Origin of the sequence: Fictibacillus gelatini DSM 15865 (genome assembly GCF_000430745.1) — a bacterium.
Classification (GTDB): Bacteria; Bacillota; Bacilli; order Bacillales; family Fictibacillaceae; genus Fictibacillus_A; species Fictibacillus_A gelatini.
In genome coordinates this window covers 1-23,071 of record NZ_AUMP01000006.1, presented here as the reverse complement: position 1 = coordinate 23,071, position 23,071 = coordinate 1, and the positions used below count along the sequence as shown (strand labels likewise).

The window sequence follows — 23,071 nt, the reverse complement described above, 5'->3', positions numbered from 1 at the left end:
TATAAATTCATTATATCTATAGAAATAGCAGGTTTGGAAGCGTTCTCTGCAAGAATGTTTTTCCAACTGATACGATTGAATTTTTAGAATAAAAAGGGGGGGCAGATCGACCGTTATGATGTTGAAAGTACCTTTTGAAGAGCGGATTGAACAAAAGGGCATCGATTGTCTGGATGAATGGGTGGCGCATTTTCGTTCCTTTGCCAGTCATGGACAATGTGCAAGCTATATACCTGCCTTAGCGAGTCAAGATCCTATGCAGCTTGGCATTTGCATCATCGGCCCGGATGGAACCGGGCTCAAGTCAGGAGATTGGCGGGTTTCCTTCACCTTGCAAAGCATTTCGAAGGTAATTAGCTTTATTGCTGTTTGCCTGGATCGTGGCGTTTCGTATGTATTGGAGAAGGTCGATGTGGAGCCTACAGGGGATCCCTTTAACTCGATCATTCGCCTCGAAACACATAAACCGGGAAAACCATTTAATCCGATGATCAACGCCGGGGCCATTACAGTGGCTTCCATGCTTTCCGGCCGAACGCCGCAACAAAAGCTGGAATCCATCTACACATTAATTGAAAGAATGATAGGGGAGCGCCCGGCGTTGAATGAGAGTGTGTTTCAGTCGGAATGGAAAACGGCCCATCGAAATCGAGCGCTTGCCCACTATTTAAAAGGAATAGGCTTTCTGGAATCAGAAGTCGAAGAAACGTTAGAAGTTTACTTGAAGCAATGTTCAATAGAAGTAACAGTGGAAGACATCGCCTTGATCGGGCTGATTCTTGCCCATGATGGCTACCATCCAATTCGGAATGAACAAATCTTCCCAGTGAACATCGCCAGGCTGACGAAAAGCCTTATGCTGACATGTGGAATGTACGATGCTTCAGGCAAGTTCGCCGCCTTTGTGGGAATGCCCGCAAAAAGCGGCGTATCCGGAGGAATCATGGCGCTTGTGCCTCCACGGTCCCGGCGCGAAGCCCCCTTTCAAGATGGGTGCGGCATCGGCATTTACGGTCCTGCCATCGACCAACATGGCAATAGCACAGCGGGAGTCATGCTCTTGAAACACATCGCCCAGGAATGGGACTTAAGCATTTTTTAAAGTTTTATTTTTATAAAAGCTTGCACAAGAAGAAAGACCCGAAGTTTCGCAAAAGCAAAACATTCGGGTCTCTTTTTTATTATCTTCCAGCTTGTAAACGTTCGATGCGGTCCTCTAAGTCCGGGTGGCTTGCGAACAAGCGGAGGATGCCGCCTCGTTTGCCACTGATTTTCAGCGCCGCAACAGATGCTTGTTCCGTATCGATTAGCTTTGTGGTATGCTGCAAGGATCTCAAGGCGTGAATCATTTTTTCCTTGCCGGCCAAATGCGCGCCGCCGCTATCGGCCCGGTACTCGCGGTAACGGGAGAATGCCATGACGGCAATGCTTCCTAAAATCGAGAATAATATGTCAAACACAATAACGGCAATGAAATGGACGACAGGCGCGAGCTCTTCTTTGACAAAACGGGAAGCGATATACGCACAGATCCGCGAAAGGAAGACGACGAACGTGTTGATGACGCCTTGAAGAAGGGTCATCGTTACCATGTCGCCATTTGCGATGTGCGCCACCTCATGGGCGAGCACGCCTTCGACCGCGTCATCATCCATATGCTCCAATAAACCGCTAGATACCGCAACGAGCGAACGCTTTTTCGTGGGTCCGGTTGCAAACGCGTTAACTTCCCCTGAATGATAAATGCCGACTTCAGGCATGACTTTTAAGCCCGCATTGCGCGATAGGCGGTACACTGTTTCAAGCAGAGCTTTTTCATAAGGATGGTTCGAGCCGTTCGGATCAATGACCTGGACGCCCATCACCCGTTTCGCGATAAAACGGGAAAGCCCGAGCGAAATGAGCGAGCCGGAAAAACCGACAACCGCACTAAAGATAAGCAGTGTGCTGTAATCAATTCCGGTTGCCGAAATATAGTTTCGAATCCCGAGCAAGCTTGTCACAATTCCAATCGTCACAACAACAAGCACGTTAACAAGCAGAAAATAGCCAATTCGTTTAAACATAGCTTCTCCCTTTCTTTTATAACGATATTGTCCTATACCAACATATACGCTACACCCCGTTGAAGGTTTCAAAAAATATTTTTCGATTGTAAAATTGAACTTGATTGAAGCAAAAAAGTCGGCGTCTCTTCCGGAATAGATTAAGATTCCAAGTCGCTTTTGATGTTTATTCGTCTGAACCCAAAGATTGGCATGTATCCAAAAAATTAATTTAAAAAGAAGAAGAGCAGACCGCTCTTCTTCTTTTATTGGTATTCAAGAACAAGATCATACCATCTGAACTTTAGTAGTTTTGTTTGCCTTTATAATAGTTTTTAGCCGAATAGATCGGCCATTCCCAAAAAACGGCTCCTTGAGCTAATATAAATCGTTCGAACCAAATTTCAAAATTTGAATGGAGTGGAGTTAGCTCATCTAAATCAATCAAATCAACAAATAGAAGGTAGTTAGACTTCCTTCCTTTTACTATGGTGTCGATACATACAATCAATCCAGTAAAGTTTTTTTAAAATTGTCTTTTCTATTTAGAAGGGAAGCAAAATTCATTAATCATCTCTGTTTTTATTTCTTCAATGGGAAACTGCTGAGGATAGGTAGATATCATTAACAAGATCCCTTGAAGTGTGGATGAAAAGTATAGCGACCGTTTCCGGGGCTCTTTTACACCGAGTTTTTCGAACATCCGGCACTGTAACTCGAACTGTCTGGCGCTTTCTTCAATCAGCATATGACTGTATTTCATTAGCTCTCGATCCGCTTCTGGCTGGGTTTGCAAGTGCAGATAGAACCGGAATACTTCCGGCTTTTGAGCAACGTTATCGATCGCGCCCTCTACTATATATTTAAGCTGTTCAGCAGGCGTCTCCAAAGCGGCTGCGCCTTCCATGACCTTAATTAATTCTCCGATTCTATCTTTCACCATTGTAGCAAGAAGTTCCTCTTTGCCTTTAAAATAATTGTACAGCAGGCCTTTCGATATGCCGGCTGCTTTTGCTATATCGCTAATCGAAGTCGCATGGTATCCTTGTTTTATGAATTGTCTCATCGCAGCGCTAAGAATATTCTCTTTGGCTAACTGGCGAATCCTTTCATTCTCTTTCTCGGTTCTTGGCATGCTGCATTCATTCCTCCATAAAGTCGGTAATATAGTGATATAGATCCTCAGGATGGGTAAGTGTTAGCATATGGTCGGCATCAGAAATTTCAACGAAACGAATGTGTGGGGCTTTTCGAAAACAATCTGTAACACGAAGGTTATCCGGAAAGTCTTGCTTTCCAATAATAAATAGTGTTTTGGTCGTTAATTCCTCTAATCTTTCAATAGCTGGCGGCTTTGGCCAAACCATTTCGAAAGCTGGCCATTCCATGATCCGCTTGAAATAATGCCGTTGCATCTCGATCATCAGATTCCGATGGGGCCCGGCCATTACGACACCATACAATGAACCGCTAAGTGAACGCTCAAGCATCTTTTCTATATCCGGGGCTGCCTCGTTAATTTTGCCGATAAACGCATTAAACTCTTGTGAATAGTTAAACCCTGACAAAGAAGGAGCAATCAAAACAAGGTTCGACACTCTTTCAGGGGAATTCAGGGCAAATTCGGTGGCAATCTGACCGCCGATAGAGTGTCCAATGAGTGTGGCCTTCTCAAGTTCTAGATGGTCAAGCAGCGATAGTAAATCTTCAACATAGTTCGCATTCTTTAAAGGCGCCGGGGATTTCCCGGTACCGCGCCCATCAAAAGCAACGACTTTATAGTCCCTGGCAAGAAGAGGTGCTACAAATGCCCAATCACGTAAATCAGTTCCCCCACTATGAAGAAGAACGACGGGATGCCCATTTCCATTAACCTCATAATACAAATCCATTGCAAGCCCTCCATTCCATTAAAGTTAATATTATCTTATTATTGAATGAACGTCCGGTCAATAAAAAAATAAATGCGTTACAAAGTAATACCAGACAACACTTCGGAGTAAGCCATTAGATTGAGGCATTTTCCTTCCGAGTAGTGCCATTTTTTAAAAACAGGTTAAAGATTTGACCGATTCACGGATCAAAGAATTGGCTAATATTGCCGTCAGAATATCGTATGATCCGAGGCTCACCCCTTATAAAGTACACGATGACTACTACCGAATCGAAGCCATTGACGAACTGGAGAAATACAAGGCTAATAGTTCAATTGTTGAAGAAATATTTTTTGTATTACAAGGGAGATCGCTTTATTTATTCTCAGAAGGGTTATAGTATTCCTAAAATACGCTTACCGCAAATGCGTACAGGTTCGACCATTGGACAAATGAGGTTATTTAAAGATAAATACAGTTGACCATCCAGTAACAAGGCTATCTATCCGATCCCTCCCAATGATTCCGTAAACTATGGTAAGGTGATGTTCTTCATCGATGAGCCGGTTTTTAAGAAAATGATCTCGGATGTGTTGGGGAATTTGCGGGGGAACGTCTCTATTGATAATGGATCAGTACAGGTCTTTCCACTGGCCAGTTTGCAATCACGAATAAAACCTATAAGCGATATGGAGAGAAAAAATAATTTACCAAAGCACTCCCGGGATTGATCGGGGTGCTTTGGTATGTTAAATTTTTTTGCATAAAAGGTGCAAAAAAATTTACATTACTGCTAACATTTTTTGCAGTGTTGCTTTCTCTTATCCTGATTTATAGCGTTTGCAAAATTGGCACGAAAGTTGCAAATTGACTGAAAATACAGTCGGTTTGAAAGGAGGACTTAAGAAAATAAAACGACATTTTTCGATGATTTTAGCCATTATTGCTATACTATGTAGTGCAATATGGTCTGTATTTGAAGTGAAGTTAGGGCAATAATGAATATTATTTTTTTATTAAGTTTCATCGGAGAAATAGCGAATGAGGTGTTAAATGGAAAATCAAAAACGTATGTATCAATCAAATGGACAAGTAGCACAGCAAGAACACTTGGAAAGAAAATTAAAAACAAGGCATTTAACGATGATTGCCATTGGCGGAACCATCGGAACGGGGCTTTTTTTAGCCAGCGGTGCCACCATTCACGACGCCGGTCCCGGTGGAGCTATCGCGGCTTATCTTATTGCCGGGATCATGGTTTATTTCTTGATGGCGAGCCTTGCTGAAATGGCGGCCTTTATCCCGATTTCCGGTTCATTTAGCACGTATTCCTCCCGGTTTGTCGACCCGGCGCTAGGATTTGCTGTCGGCTGGAACTATTGGTATAACAATGCGATTATTCTTGCCCTTGAATTATCGGCCTCCTCGCTGATTATGAAATACTGGTTCCCTCATGTACCGGGAATTATTTGGAGTGCCAGCTTTCTTGTCGTTATTTTCTTGTTGAATATATTATCGGTTAAAGGGTATGGTGAATCAGAATTCTGGTTCTCGATTATTAAAGTGGCCACCATTATCATTTTCATCGTTATTGGTTTATTAATGATTTTCGGAATTATGAGCGGCCATACGGGTGGATTTTCCAATTTGACGAAAGGTGAAGCCCCATTTAAAGGCGGAATTCTTTCTATCTTTAGTGTTTTTATGGTGGTAGGTTTTGCTTTTCAAGGAACGGAAATGGTCGGGGTTGCTGCTGGTGAAAGTGAAAACCCTGAAAAAGACATGCCAAGAGCCATTCGGCAAATCTTTTGGCGGATCCTTTTGTTTTATGTATTGGCGATTTTTGTCATCGGTTGTTTAATTAGCTATAAAGATCCGAATTTATTAAGCTCAGACATCACCAATATTGCGGTTAGCCCATTCACGCTAGTATTTAAACATGCTGGTTTAGCCTTTGCTGCAGCTGCAATGAATGCCGTTATTTTAACATCTGTTTTATCTGCAGGAAACTCCGCATTATATGTTGGCTCCCGTGTCCTCTGGACGCTGGCTGAGGAAAGAAAGGCACCGGCCTTCTTGAAAAAAGTCAATAAAGGCGGGGTTCCTTATAATGCTATTCTGGCAACTACTTTAATTGGCATGCTTTGCTTCCTTACTTCTCACTTTGGTGAAGGAACCGTTTATAATTGGCTATTGAATGCAGCAGGTTTAGCGGGCTATATTTCATGGTTAAGCATTTCGATTACGCATTTACGATTCAGAAAAGCCTATAAGATACAGGGAAAAGATATGAAAGCCCTGCCGTATGTAGCAAAGTGGTATCCGCTTGGTCCGGTTCTGGCGACTGTTATGTGTTTGATTGCGATGTTAGGAACCAATTACAGTGCTTTCATTGGCCCGAAAATCGACTGGTATGGAATTTTAGTTTCTTATATCGGGCTTCCATTATTCCTCGCAGGATATTTAGGCTATAAAGCAGTCATGAAATCTAAAATGGTCCCATTACAGGACGCTGATTTCAGCCAGGAATAAATGATTCCACAGATATGTTAAAAAACCATAGTCCCTTTTTTAATAGGGGCTATGGTTTTTTACGGTAAAGGGAAGCATCAGGCTAGTGCCCATTTAGCTAAGACATATCTTATTTTTCAAGGAAAAAATTTTGAAGAAGTGATCTCCAACTTCTCCAATATGGAGCTAGATAATTTTAATGAGATCCACATCGACATAATTGATAAGAATAAAACGAATTGAAAAGTGCTGCAAACTGATTGATAAACGCATCGAATTGAAAGATATCCGCGCTGAAATGATTGATAAGAATAAAGCGAATTGAAAAGTGCTGCAAACTGATTGATAAACCCATCGAATTGAAAGATATCCGTGCTGAAATGATTGATAAGAATAAAGCGAATGGCAACGATTCATGATATTTTTTTAATTTTCCCCTGATTTATCGAGGTGTTCCTTAAAATTCTAGAAGAGAGAGGGACTAGATTTCTTAAACAGTAGCATTTCCCTCGATAAATGATCTAAAAATTTTTATTGTTCTGCACGGGTGGAATGGAGGAATGGTTATGCCAGCTATAGAAAAAAATCGGAGAAAAAAAAGCAGCTTGCATCCGATTCATCCATTTAATAACTAAAGAAGGAATCGAAGGCTAAGTTCCGAATAGATAGATGACATGAAGTTCATTTTTTCATTGGAGAAAGTAATAGAGGGAATACAATGACAGTCTTTTGTCTTTGCAGCAGGGGAAATGGTCTTTGGATAGGTTTTATTAATTGCAGTCTGAATTTTCGGTATTATCATTTTTCTTGTTAGCTTCACCTATAGGTTTACAATTGTTTGAAAATTTAAAAAGGAGTTGTTTTAAATGGAAAAAGTAAAAGTTGGTTTTGTCGGAGTCGGCGGGATTGCAGGGGCTCATTTAAGAAATGTCCAACAAGATCCTCAAGCGGAAATCGTCGCCGTATGTGACATCGTTAAGGAAAATGCAGAAAAAAAGGGAGCTGAATACGGGGCGAGAGCCTATACCGACATCGATCTCATGTTGGAAAAAGAAATGCTGGATGCCTTATTTATTTGCGTCCCTCCATTTGCGCATGGCGAAATCGAAGAAAAAGCGGCGAAAAAAGGAATCCATTTGCTCGTTGAAAAACCGCTCGGATTAGATTTGGATACGGTCAATCGGAAAGCGGAAGCGATTCGCAAAGCGGGAATCGTCAATGCTTCAGGCTATTGCCTGCGTTATTTGGACACTGTGCAAAAAGCGAAGGAATATTTGAAAGATAAGACGGTAGCGATGGTTCGCGGGCATTATTTAACAAGCTGGGTGCCGACCCCATGGTACCGCGAAATGAAAAAATCAGGCGGACAGCTAGTCGAGCAATCCACCCATACGATTGACATGATTCGTTATTTAGTCGGCGAAATCGATAAAGTGTATGCGAATATGTCGTTAGTGCTTCTTAATGATATTGAAAACATCGATATTCCGGATGTCACTTCCGTCAACTTTACGTTCGAATCCGGCGGGGTCGGGCACTTAGACAGCACGGTCATCCAGCACGACCACCGGATGGGCGTTGAATTGTTAGGCCGCGATTTCCGTGTCGTCATTGACGGGGTGAACGTAATAATTGAAGAAAGAGGAAAGACAACGACGTACAAGTCAGGCATCGATTTTTACGCCGAACAAGACCGGGCGTTCATTGAAGCCGTCCAAACGAAGAATCAAGACCTTATTTTAGCGAGCTATGAAGACGGAGTAAAGACATTGGCCGTAACGCTAGCTGCGAACGAATCGCAAAAATCAGGACAGGCGGTTTCCCTCTCATCATTTTGCCAGTCTGTTTTGCAAGGATCATCGTATGACGAAAAAAGGTGAGGTGTGTTCATGATTAAAATCGCGGTTGTTGGGGGTACGGGAAAAATGGGCGGGAGGCATCTTGAAGCCTTCTCCCGCATAGAAAATGCGAAAGTTGTAGGTATCGTGGGCCGTAACAAAAGCCGATTAAAGGAAATCGCTGAAACATATGATATCCTTCCTTTTACGAGTCTAGAAGAGCTGTTACACGAGACCGAAGTTGATGTCATCGATATTTGCACGCCAACCCATGCCCACGAAAAATTCGCCATCGAGGCAGCAAAAGCGAAAAAGCATGTCATTTGTGAAAAGCCGTTGGGGCTTTCTAAGGATGAGGCGAAGAAAATAATCGATGAATGCGGCTTGCAAGGGGTTAAGCTTTTCGTCGGGCATACGCTCCGCTTTTTTCCGGAATATGCCGATGCTCGCAAGCAAGTGCAAAACGGGGCGATCGGGACGCCGGGCGTCGTCCGGTTGAACAGAGGAGGCCCTCATCCAGGTGAGAGAGGGATCTGGTACGGGGATGAAACCTTGAGCGGAGGCGTTTTTTTAGACCTTGGCATTCATGATTTTGACTGGCTACGCTGGACGTTTGGAGAAGTTGAAAGAGTGATGGCAAGGCATGTAAAACGTTCAGGAGAAGAAGGCGGTGCCCTTGAATTTGGACTGGCTATATTGGTCATGGAAGACGGCACGATCGCCCATGTTGAGAGCTCCTGGGCGGAACCGGCGTTTGAAGCTTCCTTCGAGCTTGCCGGAAGCCTTGGAATGATCACCTACAACAGTACGGAAAGCTTTCCAGTCCGCCTGCATATCCGAAAGCAAGCGACAGAGCCTTCAACTGGAGCGGCTGTTCCGAAAAACGTAATAAAAAAGGATCCGTACGAGCGGATGCTTGAGCATTTTATCGATTGCTTACAGGGGAAATGCGAACCGGTCATTACGGCAAATGATGCGTTAAAAGCAATTGAAATCGCAGAGGCGGTGACCCAATCTGCGCGAACAGGCGAGCCTGTTCAATTGCTCGACAAGGGGGTGACACAATGAAGATTGGCATCATTAGTTTTGCCCATATGCATGCATACGGCTACGCCGGGCTATTAAGCAGGCGGGATGATGTACAGCTTTCGGCTATCTGGGATGATGACACAACCCGCGGAATGAAGGCGGCGGACAAGTTCAACACGGAATTCATTCCGAATCTCGAGCTATTTTTGAGCGCCGACATGGATGCCGTTGTTGTCTGTTCTGAAAATGCAAAGCATCAAGAACACGTTATCGCCGCAGCCAGAGCAAAGAAGCCTATTTTATGTGAAAAGCCGATTGCGACGAAGATTGAAGATGCAGCCGAAATGATCCGAGCCTGCGATAAAGAAGGAGTCACTTTGCAAATGGCTTTCCCGATGCGATTTGTCCCGGCTGTTCAAAACGTGAGGGAAATTGTGCAGTCCGGAGCCATCGGAGAAGTCGTTGCGATCAATGGAACGAACCATGGGCAAATGCCCGGCGGGTGGTTCAGCGAAGAGGAACAGTCAGGCGGCGGAGCGGCTGCCAGTCATATCGTTCATGTGATGGACCTCATTCGCTGGATCACGAATGATGAAGTGAAAAATGTTTATGCTGAGCTCGATACAAGATTTTACGAAATCGATGTGGAGGATTGCGGGATCGTTTCACTTGAAATGGAATCAGGTGCGATTGCCACGATCGACCCGAGCTGGTCGCGGCCGAAAACATTTCCGGCATGGGGAGATGTCTGGATGAAAATCGTCGGGACTAAAGGAACCGTAACGGTTGATGCATTTGCCCAAAACTCCCTTTATTACAATGATGAAGCCAATTGCATCCGGCAGCTTTCCTGGGGAGAAAACGCTGTTGAAGGAATGCTTGACGACTTTCTCGAAAGCATCAAGCAAGGAAGGCCGCCGTCGATTACGGGAGAGGATGGATTGCGCACACTTGAAGTGGTAAAGGCAGCCTATGAATCGAATGAACGGAAGCAATCTGTTGAATTGAAGCGGGTTTCGTTAGGGAAATCATATACTTAATCTTTTGGAGGAATTTATGAAAATCGGGTTAAGTTCATACAGCCTATTTTCTGCGTTGAAGTCGGGGGAAATGACCATTGTTGAAGCGATCCAGTGGACTCGTGATCATGGCGGCGAGCACATTGAAATCGTCCCGCTCGGATTTAATTTTGACGAAAACCCTCGTTTAGTAGAGACGATCGTTCAAAAGGCGGAAGAAGCCGGAATCGACATATCCAACTATGCCATCGGGGCGAATTTCATTTCAGATGATGACAAGTCGTACGAGGCTGAAATCGAGCGGGTGAAGAAGGAAGTGGAAATTGCGAACCGACTCGGTGTCAAGCTCATGCGCCATGACGTCGCCTGGCGCCAAATAAATGAAACATCGATCAAACAGTTTGAGGAAGATTTGCCGCGCCTCGTTTCGGCGTGCCGGGAAATTGCGGATTATGCCGCGCAATTTGGCATTACGACAAGTGTTGAAAACCACGGATTTTTCATACAGGCGAGCGACCGGGTACAGCGTCTAATTCAGCTGGTTGACCGTCCGAACTTTAAGACGACAATGGACATCGGAAATTTCATGTGCGTAGATGAAGATCCGGTATCTGCCGTCAAGAAAAATCTACCTTTTGCTTCAATGATCCACTTGAAAGATTTCTATCTTCGCCCTTCACATGAAAATCCGGGTGAAGGCTGGTTTCAAACGACAGCTGGCAATTATTTAAGGGGAGCCATCGTCGGACATGGCGACATTCCGATCCGCAAAATCCTGAAAATCATTAAGGAGTCAGGTTATGACGGCTATGTTTCAATTGAATTTGAAGGAATGGAAGATTGCAAAAAAGGTTCGCGAATCGGCATGGACAATGCCCGCCGATTTTTAGAAGAAGTGTAAAATGAAAGGAGGAAGGAGAATGGCGAAATTAAAAATTGGCGTAGTCGGAGCGGGTTCGATATCGGACATGTACTTGCAATCGTATGAAAAAAACGAACGGGCGGAAATTGATGCGATTTGTGATTTGAATGAGGAACGCGCAAAGGAAAAGGCGCAAACATATAAGGCAACAAAATATTACGCAATTACGGAGATTAGCGGGAATTGACATTATCAACGATAATAAAAAAGTGGTCGGTTCGAAAAAAGCGATTTTCACATTACAAAAACGCTTGATTTCGAATTGAAATTGAACAGATAAAAGGTGATGAAACATGGTATTGGAAGTAATTGCGACAACGGCGGGCGATGCGAAAATAGCAGAAAAAGGCGGTGCGGACCGGATTGAGTTGATTACCGGGATATTGGAAGGCGGATTGACGCCGAGCTATGGACTGATTGAAGAAGCCGTCCAGGCTGTCGCCATCCCGGTGAACGTCATGGTCCGCCCTCATAGCCAGTCCTTTATGTACAACGAGGATGATATTCGAACGATGGTGAAAGACATTCAAATCGTCAAGCAAATCGGCGCGGCCGGGGTCGTTATCGGTTGTTTGACAGAGGAACGGCAAATTGATGTTGAAACGCTTAAACGGCTGCTCGATGCAGCTGAAGGGTTGGATGTCACTTTCCACCGGGCGTTTGATGAAGCAGCTGATCAGGAAAAGGCGCTGGAAGAACTGCTTCGCTTTAAGCAAATTAAACGAATTTTAACATCGGGAGGCAAAAAAAGCGTTCTTGATGCACAAGAGCAAATGATCAAGCTCGTGCAAAAGACGGAACAAACGCATCTGTCGATTATGGCGGGGAGCGGATTGACGATTCCGGCTTTAAAAAGATTCATCGAAACGACCCGTGTGAAAGAGGTTCATTTCGGTACAGGCGTCCGTTTTAAGCAACATGCATTGGAGCCCGTAGATGCAGAGAGAGTGAAAAAGGTTAAGCAAATTTTGCAAGGTTAGGGGAATGGCCGGAGTGAAGTTTACTGCTGTAAAAGCAATTCCGCCAATTGGATGTAGCCATTTATCCGATTTTTGAAGAAAGCGAGCCGCTTGAGGAAATGAACGTGCGCCCTCATATGACCAAAAGAGTGGCGGTAACGTGGCTTTTCGGCAGGGGGGGATGAACTGAATGTTTTATTGGTCGGTCTTAGGAAAGCAAAGACTTTCAGATCGACCGATTGCGTGAAGCCGCAGGGGGTGCCGGGCGGACTGCTGAAATAGAAGGGTTTAAACGGCATCCGTTTCGTTCTCTTTGCTGGAAGGCTATATATTAAAAGAGGGAATCACAGCCCGGGTGGAAGGCTGGCTACTCGGGACGGATTCTTTTGACGAGTATAAAAGAAGAAAAACGAAAAGACGGTACATAACATCTATATTACATGCGAGGCAAATAAGCTCTTACCGTTGGGCTAAGCCCTTCACGCGTATGTTAAAAATAGTTTGGATTTTCAGTAGCAGGGGCAATCAAATTCTGTGGGGGTTTTGAAGATGAAAATTGCAGCGCTTTACGATATTCATGGGAATTTGCCGGCATTGAACGCAGTGCTGGAGGAGCTCGAAGAAGTGCAGCCAGACATGATCATCATCGGGGGCGATATCGTCTCGGGCCCCATGCCATCGAAAACATTGAAACGGCTTTCTGTACTGGGGAACAGAGCCCGCTTCATTCGCGGCAATGGCGACCGGGAGGCGGTCATGGCCTTTGACGGAAAGTCCATACCTTATTTATCAGAAAAAGGGCTCAATAAGCAGCGCTGGGTCGCTGATCAGTTAATGCGGTTCGAGCGGGATTTCCTTGCCAGATTGCCGGAACAAGCGATCGTTCATACGGAAGGGTGGGGAGAGATCTTATTCTGCCATGCCACGCCAACAAGCGACATGGAGATTTTTACCCCATTGACATCAAAGGAACGGCTTGCCGCCATCTTCAATCATGTGGATCAACAGCTTGTTGTCTGCGGGCACACTCATCTTCAATTCAAGTTGCAAGTGGGGGGAGTGCACATTCTTAATGCCGGCAGTGTGGGAATGCCTTTCGCCGATCTCCCAGGCGCTTACTGGCTTTTGCTATACCCCGGAGGCTACGAGTTCCGACGGACAACATATGATGCGGAGGCTGCGGCAAAAGAGGTCGTGGCTGGCGGTGACCCCGATGCCAGAGAGTTTGTTAAAAACTACATTCTACAAACGCTGACGGTGAAGAAGGGGATGGAAATTTTAGAGATGGCGGCAAAGAATCAAGGCCCGCAGGAAAGCTAATATTGGTTGAATTTCCGGTCTGAAAGTATAAGTTAAGATCCGAGAGTGCTAAAATAACTGATAAAAGGTCTGGACGAAAACCAAAAAATGAGCATGACAAATAAACGCCTAATTTTGGGTGTTTATTTTATATCCGGATTGCTCATCATGTTCCTCGTCAGGCGCTTGTTCGAGGCGTATGAATTAACCGCGCTCATCATAAAGGGGATGATTATAATGGCAATCGGCCTTTTGTTCAGTTGGATCATTCCGGGCAAATGGTGGCTGTTGTTTTGTCATTGTATTTACCGTCGGAGAAACATTAGTTCTTCCCGCTTCCGATAGTAAGGTGTCCATTTACAGCAGGGGGAAGCCATCGGGAGCATATTTCGGGCTATCGAAAATGTCATTTGGCATTGGAGCATCCGCCGGCAGTTTTTTCGGCCTGATCCTATTCGGGTTAGATGGCTGGGCCGGGTTTCCGTGGCTCGTGGTTTCACTAATGGGGGCATCCGGCTCGATATTGACGGCACATTTGAAAAGAAAAGAACGTTGCCGTCAGTACTATTCCGCAGCCAATCATAGCTAAATTTTAATATTATTGAATACTGACAGCCACAGAAATAATGGTTTTATTATTGGAAGTTTACTTATCTATGAGGTTAAAATAAAGAAACAACAAGATAGTAGCTACTTCTTGAGAACCATGCCCTGCTTGATTTGAATGTATAGGACGGAGTGTGAATGAATATGATTAAAAAGTTGGAACATACCGGCATTATGGTAAGTGACATGGACCGGTCGCTTGATTTCTATCAAAACGTGTTAGGTCTTAAGCTACGCCTGAGAGAGGCTTTAAATGATGAGGTGGAACTTGCCTTTTTGGCGTTTCCAGGGGAAGACGCTGTTGAAGTGGAGTTAATTGGCGGAAGAGGAGTTGGCGAACAAGAAGGCAGAGTGAATCATCTTGCTTTTTCCGTAGACAATATCGAAGCCGAGCTAGAGAGGTTGGCAAGTTTCAGAGTGAAATTGGTTGACGAATCGCCGCGAAGCATTTTAAACGGTACGGTAAAAATCGCCTTCTTTGAAGGGCCGGATGGAGAAAAGCTTGAGTTGGTTGAGAGATAGTTTTAAAGGGAGAGTTCAGAACGGAATTCTCCCTTAAATATTAAACCGCGTAAAGGTGGTTGAAAAATGGAAGAGTCGAAGCTTTCAAGCAATAAAAAAGTGGTGGAGAATTTCTTTAAGGTTATTAATGAGCGCCAACTAGAGAAACTAATAGAGTTTATGTCTCGAGACGTCGTTGATCATAATAAAATCATTCACGGTGAGGAAGACAAGCCAGGTGCGGCTTTCGATGGCATCCGGCAGCAGCTGGCGGCCTTCCATCCGTTGCAGTTTCAAATTGAGGAACTGATTGCCGAAAACTCCTCCGTGGTTGCACGAATTACACAAAGCGGCTCCCATACTGGACCCCACCCGCGCATGCCGCTGCCGACCAACCGTAGTTTTGAAAACGAGGCCATCTTCATTTTTACAATAAAGAACGATAAAATTAGTGAGATTCGCGCAGTCAGCGACCGTCTCGGACTCTTCCTGCAGCTAGGCTGGGATTGGCCAGAAGCCGACTAACTTTGAATGATTCGAAAGGTCATTTTCCATACTTAAGGAAACTGGCCTTTTTAAATGAAGATAGTGGTAACCCCTAAGTTAATTTTGCGAGTCCTGTTTTATGTTTGAAAAATTCGTCTAAGAGAAAATAACATACGGAAATGATGATAGAAAATAGAGTGAAGGACCACAGGATAAAAACAGGCAAAACCCCAAAAATCAGATGGAAAGAAAATGCAAAGAAAAATCTTGCGTCACCCCAGCTTTTTGTCATCCATTCTATGGCGATGGATACGGGAAAACCGTACAAAAAGACTCCTGCCCCTGTATAAATGGAAACCATTAATAGATTAGAAAGAAAAGAGCTCTTTTCCCCTAAAAAAGTTTCCAAAGGACAAAGGAAAGAAATCACTACACTTGAAAGTACGAAAATCATGACAGCCACTACAAATTTTCTTTTCAACATAATTTCCCGCCTCTTATAGTTTCCGGCATTGATAGTAAGGGAGAACTCAGGAATGAATTCTCCCTTATATTTTAAGCTCCTTCCACTTCCTCCGAATTCCGGTTAATCATGTCGATGACCCGGATGATCCCGCGGGCGTGGTCGATGTTGTCTCGAAATAGATCCGTTACACTACCAAGCGAACGGAACGGGTCTTCTTGCAATACTTTTTTTTCAAGCGTTCCGTTTTTGACCACATAATCAATGATGAGCTTAACGAAACGAAGCTGGTGAACGTTCAGTTTTTCTTCGTTAAGAAACTCCGAAAATGCTTCGTTGGCCGCATGAATATCCAATCCTACAATTTGTCTGACCAGCTTTGTGACCGGCGTGTCACCGAATTCTTTTTTATACTCTTCTTCCGTCCCTAACTCGTTCCACAAGATTCTCTCAAGTGTTTCAACATCCTGCTTCGTTAACGGCTTATTGTGGCGAAGCTTATAAATCGCGAGTTGATCCTGGTGTTCTTTTAGGTATTGATTCACTTTTTTCCGGTAATTATGCAGATCATTTGAAGCATAAAAAGGAGTGCCATCTTCACTAATAATTGTAAAATTATCTTTAAAGTTCGTATAGTAATCCTTTTGGCTTTCCTTTTCTAAGAACTTCACAAGATCGCGAATGGCCTGGCGCACTTCTTCAAGCTCAAAAAGGTCTGCCTCTTCCCAGAATGTTTCGGATTGCACCTTTAACAAGATTTCCCGATGGGCGTCAACCGCCGGTATCGTACTTAGCTTACATAACTCTTCCGCAGTCCGGACGACACTGTTGATGGGTCTTGTTGCATTTTTTGCCGTCAGTTTAGCCAGTTCAATTGTATACATGAGACTGTCAAAACGTTTGGCAAGTTCATCATCGGCAATTGAAATGATTAATGGGGAAATATGTTCTTGAATTTCACTGACATTTGTAACGGTAAGCGCCTGCCAGTTCGCCCGGTTTTTATATTTATGGACATATTGTAAATGCATTCTTACCTGGAAGTTTTCATCATTAAGCTGGTTTATCTCTTCATACACACTATCAATTAATTCATTCCGATGGCGAATATACGGTTCTTCTTGAAAATGAATCGCTTGAAGTTCTTTAATGATATCCACTTTTAAATTAAAAATTCGTTCGGTTAACCCAATGGAGACTCTTCCTTCAATTCCTTTCTCATTCTGGCGGAAAAACTCGAAGTTTCGTAAGTAATCAAAGATAATAAAATGCGTTTTATCTTCGCCAATTCCGAAAAGATTCGGACAAAGACGGGTGCCGCGTCCGATCATTTGCCAGAACTTTGACTTCGAACGGACTTTTTTGAAAAATACAAGGTTCACGACTTCAGGGATGTCGACACCTGTATCTAACATATCGACCGATACGGCAATTTGCGGATATTTCGTCTTTGTTGAAAAATCATCGATAAGATTTTGGACATAATCAACGTTATAGTCAATTTGGCTTGCGAATTTCCCGTTATATTGCGGATACATATGATTAAACCGCTCGACAATTCGCTTTGCATGCTTTGAATTGTTAGCAAAAATAATCGTTTTTCCTAACTTATCGCCGCCTTCGACCTTGATTCCTTTTTCCATCAGGTCATTTAACACATGGTCTATCGTGCTGTCGTTGAAGAGCCATTGGTTGACGGCCGAATTGCTGATGATTTCGCCTTCTTCTTCATCAAATGTATCTTCATAATGCTCTTTTTCTTCATCGGACAATTCATCGTAACGAAGTCCATCATCTAAAATTTTGGAAGTCGATTCAATCGTCCGATAATCAACCAAAAATTTATCTTTAACGGCTTGTTCCAGCTCATATGCGTAAGTTGGAGCGCCGGTTTCTAGACCAAAGACATCATACGTATTTTTATCGATGTCATCTTTTGGCGTTGCCGTTAATCCTAGTAAGATTCCATCAAAATAGTCAAAAATGGCCCGGTATTTCTTATAAATACTCCGATGGCTTTCGTCGACAATAATTAAATCAAAATGCCCGACGGTAAATAGTTTATTACCGTCTTTCCGCTTGGCGTCATCAATGGCGTTCATCATTGTCGGATAAGTGGAGAAGACCATGCGCGCTAGTTCCGGGTTATCTTTATTATCGAGTAAATTGCACAACGTCATGCTCGGAAGAAGGTTATTGAAATTTTTCTTTGCCTGAAGAACGAGCGCCTTTCGATCTGCTAGAAACAATACATTTTTCACCCAATTGTGGCGTACAAGCACATCAACGAGAGATATGGCTGTCCTCGTTTTCCCGCTTCCTGTCGCCATGACGAGCAGCGCTTTTCGTTGCTTCCCTTGAAGAGCTTCACACACTGATAAAATGGCTTCTTTTTGATAGTACCGATTCGAAATATCATCATTAATTTCAATATCAACGAGCGGCCGTTTGATCATCCGGCGGTCAATGAGACGCTCGAGGTCCGCTTTTGTATAAAAGCCCGATACTTTTCGTTCCGGGTAGTTGAGGTCGTCCCAGAGACGAATATCAAATCCGTTCGTATAGAAAATGATCGGCCGCTGTCCGTGCATTTGTTCAATACAATCGGCATATAGTTTGGCCTGGTGTTTTCCTTTATTGGCGTCATAGGATGTTTTCTTCGCCTCTACGACGGCGACCGGCTTGCCGTTATCCCCGAGCAGCACATAATCGACAAAACCTATTGCCTGATGATTCGGCATGCCAGTCACTTCATATTCTTCAAGAACGTCTCTGCCAAATTCCCAACCTGCCAATTTCAATTCGATATCAATATAAATTTTCCGCGTATTGAATTCGGAAAGCTCGTCAACCTGGAAGTCATATTCTTGCGTATTTTCTTTCCGTTTTTCCGTTAATTGTTTGCGGAGCTGTTCATTTTCCCGCATTAAATCTTCTAATTTACGATCTTTTGAGCTCAATTTTTCATAAAGTTCTTTATATTCTTCCGGCCGTTTTCGAGGTTCTTCTCCGGTCAGAAGAACTTCTTCCTTGAATTCGGATTCGGAATAATTTTCGGAGTAACAATAGTCAAGCCAGTCGATGAATTGGTGAAGGTTATGTAACGCGAGCACCGCTTCGTCTCTTGTGATGACTGAATTGGTATGAACGGCGACATTTCCCAGCTTAATAATGTATTTCAATAAAGGAAACAAGTCTTCATCAATAATCGACAAAAACGTCCGTTCGTGAATCAAGCTTGATAAATTGTCCTGATATGGCACCTTCAATTCGCTGTCTGACGCATACAGCCATTTCACCGCAAGCTCAAGCGCCCTCCGCGTCAAAATCGCACACGTAGCGGGGCTTACCTGAAGGCTCCTCTCCGCCTCCAGACAAGCGTTCGCAAAACTATCAAATTGAGCTTTCTCCTGTAGAAATTGAAAGTTGCTGAACAAATCGATCCCCCCTGATGAAAGCATAAATTTGTGAAACAAGGTTAATCGTTGAATAACTCGCCTTTGAAGGCGCGGTGTAATAGGGAGTTGAAGTTGGTTTCTAATTGTAAAAGACTTCTTTGAATTTTTAATTTGCTCTTAGAAATCTTATTAAGAATATCCGAAAATTTGTTTTGTTGATCAATAGATGGCAATAAAATTTCCATATTTTTGAATTTTTGTTGAGAAATATTTAGCATAGATCCACTTGTGCCTGTGGCTTCTTTAGATAATTTAGCTCTAAAGTATTTTTGTTGAATTGCATTGATAAAATAATATGGATTAACAATATTCAAGTTCAAGATTATTTTCCATAATCTATCTGGAATAAACAGGTCATAATAGTCTTCTTCTACTATACAAGAAGCACCTACAAGATCCTTAGTATTCATTCTACTAACTAAAATTGAATATTTAGTTGGGTGAATAAGTTTCTTTTCTTTATCAATTTTTTTATTTAGAACTTTATATGCATTTGGATTAAAGATACCATATGTTACTGCACTGGTAGTTAACACACCTAACTCGTTATTCTTCTTTATTTTATTTTCTCCTCCAGTACTTAAACCTGCTTCTAATGAAATTATAGCATCTGAAAGTTTTATTTTTTCAAAATTATGTTTATTTGAAGAGGGTTCACCAAACATCTCCAAAAACACACTTTGCGCGAGGGAAGATAACGCTGCGATTTGGGCTTTGCGTTTATTTATAAGGGATTCGGCCAATTTCAATGTCTTTCCAATTCTTCTCTGATTGTTTATTGAAGGTATTGGTATCACTAAATTATCTATATGTTCATTTCTTATATTGTTAATATTAGCCCCATTAACGGATTCAGAAATAGTACGAGAATAGTAGTTAGTTTTAAAAAAATAATTTAAAAATAAGGGATCTATCTCGTTTATTTTAGGGCGAATCAATTTGCAAAATGCACCAAAAGTACATAGTTTACTCTCTTTTGCCTGAGCCGCTTTTCCAACGATATGTTTACTACCACTAGAAGCGGCAATAATAATATCATTTAATTGTATTTTTTGTTCTTCTTTTACAATTGACTCTTCTACATAAATTAAGTCCTCGTAAACTAATTCACCGTTTTGAATGTTTGTAGCTCTAATTAATGGTATATAACCTTTCTTTGGAACTTCTGATACTTGATTTTTTTTATAAGATACTCCTCGAATTTGTTCAATATACCCTTTTAAAAATCTTGTTTCATACATTGTTTTCATTTCACTTTTTCCTTTAATAATTCTTTAAGCAGGTTTATCCCATTAACAATATCGTTTTCTAATAAATTAATTTGATTTAAAATTACCTCCGGCTTCTCATACTCCACTTCCTCATACTCAATCTCTTTATACTTATTAATCGACAGGTCATATCCATTTTCGCGAATTTCCTCGACCGGTACGAAGAAGGATTGTTCGGTCCGCTTTCGTTCTTTTTCGGCTTCAAGATTGTTAAATCTCGTTAAAATATCGGGGATGTCGTTGGCTTCAATCGGGTTTCGTTTGTCGTCCAATGAGTAGCCGTCTGCTTTCATGTCGTAGAACCAGACGTTGTCTGTGCCGCCTGCGCCTGTTTTTGTAAAGATCATGATGGCCGTTGAAACTCCGGCATATGGTTTAAATACGCCCGATGGCATGGATATGATCGCTTCGAGTTTATGATTGTCCACAATTTCTTTTCGAATCGACTTATGTGCATTGGAGCTACCGAATAAAACACCGTCCGGAACGATGGAAGCGCAGCGTCCGCCTTTTTTGAGTAACCGAAGGAAAAGTGCTAAGAATAGTAGTTCCGTTTTCTTTGTTTTCGTCACTTTTAATAAATCATCAGACACGGATTCGTAATCCAAAGATCCTTTAAACGGCGGATTAGCGAGAACAAGTGTGTATTGTTCAGTATCTTTATTTTGTTCGGACAGGCTGTCACGATAAGTGATATTCGGATTATCGACACCGTGAAGCATCATGTTCATCGCGCCAATTCTAAGCATCGTTCCGTCCATTTCAAATCCGTGGAACATGTTCTGGTTGAAATGCTCCTTCAAGCCCTGGATGAAAAACATATCGTGATGCGATTCTTTTAAATATTCACCTGAAGCGACAAGAAAACCTGCCGATCCTGCAGCCGGGTCAACAATGATATCCTCTGGCGTTGGCTTCATTAACCGAACCATCATATCGATAATGTGGCGGGGGGTTCGAAACTGACCGTTCGTTCCGGCGGTGGAAAGCTTCGATAATAAATATTCATAAAGGTCGCCAAGCGTATCTTTTTTCCCATCCGAATGACTTGCCGCGAATAGCCCGTTAATGCCGGCGACGACTCTAGCAAGTAATGAAGGCGTCGGAATGACAAAGATCGCATCCTTCATAAATTTGGCATAGGTCGACTGTTTCCCGCCTAACCCTTTAATAAAGGGAAAAACTTGTTCCGACACGACTTTATACATTTCATCCGGGCCCATATTCGAAAAAATGGACCAGCGTAACTCGGGTTGATCCTTCGGAAAAATCCCATCAAAAGGCAAGCCTAAAAGTTCCGCATCGGCTTCTTTTTTCTTTTCATTTTCATCAAGCGTTTTTATATAAAGAAGATAGGTAAATTGTTCAATAACGGTAAGCGGGTTTGTAATACCGCCCGTCCAGAATGTTTCCCACACTTTATCTACTTTGTTCTTCAATTCACCTGTAATCATTGATGCACCTCATTTTGATCAAATAAAAAACTGTTACCATATGACCAATTATACTACAAGGAATGTAAAATTACTTCCAAAAATATAGGTTGTGCATATTATCAACTTCCGCTTGAATAAATAGGTATATAGACCTGTTTTTCTTTCAATCTATTCACTATTAAAATGCATTTTCCTATAATAGGAAAAAGGATTAATGAGATAGCCGGATAATCAATTTGTAGACACCGGCCAAAGAAGGAGTGACTTCATGAAGGTATTGGATGCCCGGGCGTTGAACCAATCGATCAGTGACACCGAGAAATATTTGGAGTCGTTAAGCAGACAGATTCAACAGATAAAGAATGCGGTAAAAGGCATTATTTCTCTCGAAAACGCCCTTAAAGGAAAAGCAGGGCAGGCGATCCGTTTGTTCTATCAGGAATGCCACCTTTCGTTTTTGCTTTATTTTGAATCGTTCATTAAAGATTATGAAGCCATTTTAACATCGATCAAAAATCAGCTGAAAAATTTTGAGCCTGATCCAAACGGCTTTATTAGCGAAAGTTTTTTGGATCATGATGTAAGAGCGGGACTTCATAAAATAGAGACAACAACCATCGGGATCGTCGATGAAGCGAACAAGGCGATGAAAGAAGTCCGGGATATTGTTGATCTTCCTTTCCTTGATGAAACAGAAGTGGTGGAAAACATCTGGCGAGCGAAACGACATGCGAAAACGACGATCGAACAGCTTCACGCCTTTGATAAAGCGCAAACCGCCGCGCTGGAAACGGTAGAACAAGACCTCGCCTTGATGGCAAACTATATCAACCAGATCAGCTCGGCAATCAAAAGCGGCGAAGTGACTATTTCAAATTACTCGGTAAAACAAATCACATCGTATGAAACCTATAATGACTTGATAGGCGACCTTGCCCAGAAGACAAATCCTTATGAAAACAAGTATAGACGCCCGGATGCGGACGAACAATTAATCGCGTCTTCGTACATCGCACAGTTACAAAATAAAAACGTAACGAAAGAAGAATTTGAAACGCTACAGGAACAAAAAATCAAAACGGTTCATGTCATTGACGAATATGCGGAATATGACGGTGATTACCATATCCTCGCCAATGGAATGATTGTAAGGGAATATAAAGACAAGAATTTTAATAAACAATATCAAATTGTCGATAAGGTACCAAAAAACCGGGCAGGAGGGGTCCGAGAATTAGATTCCCCATTTGAAGGCACTCCATTAGAAATCGCAGAGTATGCCGTCCCCGGAGGACTTATAAAAAAAGGCGTCACCAAACTCGGGAAAAAGGCGATTACGGGTATCGAAAAGAAA

19 protein-coding genes are annotated in these 23,071 nt (G+C 42.7%); 13 read left to right on the top strand and 6 right to left on the bottom strand.

The features are described 5' to 3' along the window. Positions 1 to 118: 118 nt before the first annotated feature. On the top strand, positions 119 to 1,102 hold the full coding sequence (locus H538_RS0109395; protein ID WP_026677398.1) for a glutaminase: 984 nt from the start codon (positions 119 to 121) through the stop codon (positions 1,100 to 1,102). 79 nt (positions 1,103 to 1,181) lie between these two features. Here H538_RS0109395 and htpX read toward each other — a convergent pair whose 3' ends face one another. The 3 genes from htpX to H538_RS0109375 all read right to left on the bottom strand — a co-directional run bounded on the left by htpX (position 1,182) and on the right by H538_RS0109375 (position 3,937). Continuing rightward, positions 1,182 to 2,066: a protease HtpX gene (htpX, locus tag H538_RS0109390; RefSeq protein WP_026677397.1), complete on the bottom strand. Its 885-nt coding sequence runs from the start codon at positions 2,064 to 2,066 to the stop codon at positions 1,182 to 1,184. Positions 2,067 to 2,586: 520 nt separating this feature from the next. After that, entirely contained in the window at positions 2,587 to 3,180 is a 594-nt protein-coding gene (locus H538_RS0109380; RefSeq protein WP_026677396.1) for a TetR/AcrR family transcriptional regulator, read from the bottom strand. 7 nt (positions 3,181 to 3,187) lie between these two features. Then, positions 3,188 to 3,937: an alpha/beta fold hydrolase gene (locus H538_RS0109375; protein WP_026677395.1), complete on the bottom strand. Its 750-nt coding sequence runs from the start codon at positions 3,935 to 3,937 to the stop codon at positions 3,188 to 3,190. A gap of 1,035 nt (positions 3,938 to 4,972) precedes the next feature. Between H538_RS0109375 and H538_RS0109365 the strand changes: the two genes are divergently transcribed. The 11 genes from H538_RS0109365 to H538_RS0109305 all read left to right on the top strand — a co-directional run bounded on the left by H538_RS0109365 (position 4,973) and on the right by H538_RS0109305 (position 15,128). Further along, positions 4,973 to 6,451 (top strand): amino acid permease, encoded by a 1,479-nt coding sequence (locus H538_RS0109365; RefSeq protein WP_035350491.1) that lies wholly within the window; start codon positions 4,973 to 4,975, stop codon positions 6,449 to 6,451. An 845-nt stretch (positions 6,452 to 7,296) separates the two neighbouring features. Then, entirely contained in the window at positions 7,297 to 8,310 is a 1,014-nt protein-coding gene (locus H538_RS23480; protein ID WP_051291411.1) for a Gfo/Idh/MocA family protein, read from the top strand. 9 nt (positions 8,311 to 8,319) lie between these two features. Continuing rightward, positions 8,320 to 9,336: a Gfo/Idh/MocA family protein gene (locus H538_RS0109350; protein WP_026677393.1), complete on the top strand. Its 1,017-nt coding sequence runs from the start codon at positions 8,320 to 8,322 to the stop codon at positions 9,334 to 9,336. Further along, positions 9,333 to 10,337: a Gfo/Idh/MocA family protein gene (locus tag H538_RS0109345; RefSeq protein WP_026677392.1), complete on the top strand. Its 1,005-nt coding sequence runs from the start codon at positions 9,333 to 9,335 to the stop codon at positions 10,335 to 10,337. The genes H538_RS0109350 and H538_RS0109345 overlap by 4 nt, the downstream gene beginning before the upstream one ends. A 16-nt stretch (positions 10,338 to 10,353) precedes the next feature. Then, positions 10,354 to 11,217 carry a sugar phosphate isomerase/epimerase family protein gene (locus H538_RS0109340; RefSeq protein WP_026677391.1) on the top strand — a complete coding sequence of 288 codons (864 nt, stop codon included), beginning with the start codon at positions 10,354 to 10,356 and terminating at the stop codon, positions 11,215 to 11,217. Positions 11,218 to 11,236: 19 nt separating this feature from the next. Beyond that, positions 11,237 to 11,425 (top strand): Gfo/Idh/MocA family oxidoreductase, encoded by a 189-nt coding sequence (locus tag H538_RS0109335; RefSeq protein WP_026677390.1) that lies wholly within the window; start codon positions 11,237 to 11,239, stop codon positions 11,423 to 11,425. A 106-nt stretch (positions 11,426 to 11,531) separates the two neighbouring features. Beyond that, positions 11,532 to 12,218, top strand: coding sequence for a copper homeostasis protein CutC (locus tag H538_RS0109330; protein ID WP_026677389.1), 687 nt, complete (start codon positions 11,532 to 11,534; stop codon positions 12,216 to 12,218). Positions 12,219 to 12,746: 528 nt separating this feature from the next. Continuing rightward, the gene (locus H538_RS0109320; protein ID WP_035350490.1) at positions 12,747 to 13,517 is read left to right on the top strand and encodes a metallophosphoesterase family protein; all 771 of its coding nucleotides are present in this window, start codon (positions 12,747 to 12,749) and stop codon (positions 13,515 to 13,517) included. A 382-nt stretch (positions 13,518 to 13,899) separates the two neighbouring features. Then, positions 13,900 to 14,085: a hypothetical protein gene (locus H538_RS0109315; protein WP_026677387.1), complete on the top strand. Its 186-nt coding sequence runs from the start codon at positions 13,900 to 13,902 to the stop codon at positions 14,083 to 14,085. Between the two features lie 155 nt (positions 14,086 to 14,240). After that, positions 14,241 to 14,624 carry a VOC family protein gene (locus H538_RS0109310; protein WP_026677386.1) on the top strand — a complete coding sequence of 128 codons (384 nt, stop codon included), beginning with the start codon at positions 14,241 to 14,243 and terminating at the stop codon, positions 14,622 to 14,624. A 66-nt stretch (positions 14,625 to 14,690) separates the two neighbouring features. Next, entirely contained in the window at positions 14,691 to 15,128 is a 438-nt protein-coding gene (locus tag H538_RS0109305) for an ester cyclase (protein ID WP_026677385.1), read from the top strand. Between the two features lie 516 nt (positions 15,129 to 15,644). Here the strand turns inward: H538_RS0109305 and H538_RS0109295 are convergent. From H538_RS0109295 to H538_RS0109285, 3 genes are read right to left on the bottom strand one after another with little or no spacing between them, the layout of a single operon-like run. Continuing rightward, entirely contained in the window at positions 15,645 to 18,989 is a 3,345-nt protein-coding gene (locus H538_RS0109295; RefSeq protein WP_026677383.1) for a DEAD/DEAH box helicase family protein, read from the bottom strand. Between the two features lie 41 nt (positions 18,990 to 19,030). Next, positions 19,031 to 20,260 (bottom strand): restriction endonuclease subunit S, encoded by a 1,230-nt coding sequence (locus H538_RS0109290; protein WP_026677382.1) that lies wholly within the window; start codon positions 20,258 to 20,260, stop codon positions 19,031 to 19,033. Beyond that, entirely contained in the window at positions 20,257 to 21,735 is a 1,479-nt protein-coding gene (locus H538_RS0109285; RefSeq protein WP_026677381.1) for a type I restriction-modification system subunit M, read from the bottom strand. Before H538_RS0109285 ends, H538_RS0109290 begins: the two co-directional genes overlap by 4 nt. 250 nt (positions 21,736 to 21,985) lie before the next feature. Between H538_RS0109285 and H538_RS25070 the strand changes: the two genes are divergently transcribed. Continuing rightward, a partial coding sequence (locus tag H538_RS25070; protein ID WP_211235560.1) for a ribonuclease YeeF family protein occupies positions 21,986 to 23,071 on the top strand: 1,086 nt, incomplete at its 3' end.

What these genes read in the sequence shown, in the direction of transcription:
- H538_RS0109335 (WP_026677390.1), top strand. Translation starts at nt 11,237, where the DNA reads ATGGCGAAATTAAAAATTGGCGTAGTCGGAGCGGGTTCGATATCGGAC.
- H538_RS0109375 (WP_026677395.1), bottom strand. Translation starts at nt 3,937, where the DNA reads ATGGATTTGTATTATGAGGTTAATGGAAATGGGCATCCCGTCGTTCTT.
- H538_RS23480 (WP_051291411.1), top strand. Translation starts at nt 7,297, where the DNA reads ATGGAAAAAGTAAAAGTTGGTTTTGTCGGAGTCGGCGGGATTGCAGGG.
- H538_RS0109290 (WP_026677382.1), bottom strand. Translation starts at nt 20,260, where the DNA reads ATGAAAACAATGTATGAAACAAGATTTTTAAAAGGGTATATTGAACAA.
- H538_RS0109315 (WP_026677387.1), top strand. Translation starts at nt 13,900, where the DNA reads ATGTCATTTGGCATTGGAGCATCCGCCGGCAGTTTTTTCGGCCTGATC.
- H538_RS0109380 (WP_026677396.1), bottom strand. Translation starts at nt 3,180, where the DNA reads ATGCCAAGAACCGAGAAAGAGAATGAAAGGATTCGCCAGTTAGCCAAA.
- H538_RS0109350 (WP_026677393.1), top strand. Translation starts at nt 8,320, where the DNA reads ATGATTAAAATCGCGGTTGTTGGGGGTACGGGAAAAATGGGCGGGAGG.
- H538_RS0109365 (WP_035350491.1), top strand. Translation starts at nt 4,973, where the DNA reads ATGGAAAATCAAAAACGTATGTATCAATCAAATGGACAAGTAGCACAG.
- H538_RS0109330 (WP_026677389.1), top strand. Translation starts at nt 11,532, where the DNA reads ATGGTATTGGAAGTAATTGCGACAACGGCGGGCGATGCGAAAATAGCA.
- H538_RS0109310 (WP_026677386.1), top strand. Translation starts at nt 14,241, where the DNA reads ATGAATATGATTAAAAAGTTGGAACATACCGGCATTATGGTAAGTGAC.
- H538_RS0109345 (WP_026677392.1), top strand. Translation starts at nt 9,333, where the DNA reads ATGAAGATTGGCATCATTAGTTTTGCCCATATGCATGCATACGGCTAC.
- htpX (WP_026677397.1), bottom strand. Translation starts at nt 2,066, where the DNA reads ATGTTTAAACGAATTGGCTATTTTCTGCTTGTTAACGTGCTTGTTGTT.
- H538_RS0109320 (WP_035350490.1), top strand. Translation starts at nt 12,747, where the DNA reads ATGAAAATTGCAGCGCTTTACGATATTCATGGGAATTTGCCGGCATTG.
- H538_RS0109395 (WP_026677398.1), top strand. Translation starts at nt 119, where the DNA reads ATGTTGAAAGTACCTTTTGAAGAGCGGATTGAACAAAAGGGCATCGAT.
- H538_RS0109305 (WP_026677385.1), top strand. Translation starts at nt 14,691, where the DNA reads ATGGAAGAGTCGAAGCTTTCAAGCAATAAAAAAGTGGTGGAGAATTTC.
- H538_RS0109340 (WP_026677391.1), top strand. Translation starts at nt 10,354, where the DNA reads ATGAAAATCGGGTTAAGTTCATACAGCCTATTTTCTGCGTTGAAGTCG.
- H538_RS0109285 (WP_026677381.1), bottom strand. Translation starts at nt 21,735, where the DNA reads ATGATTACAGGTGAATTGAAGAACAAAGTAGATAAAGTGTGGGAAACA.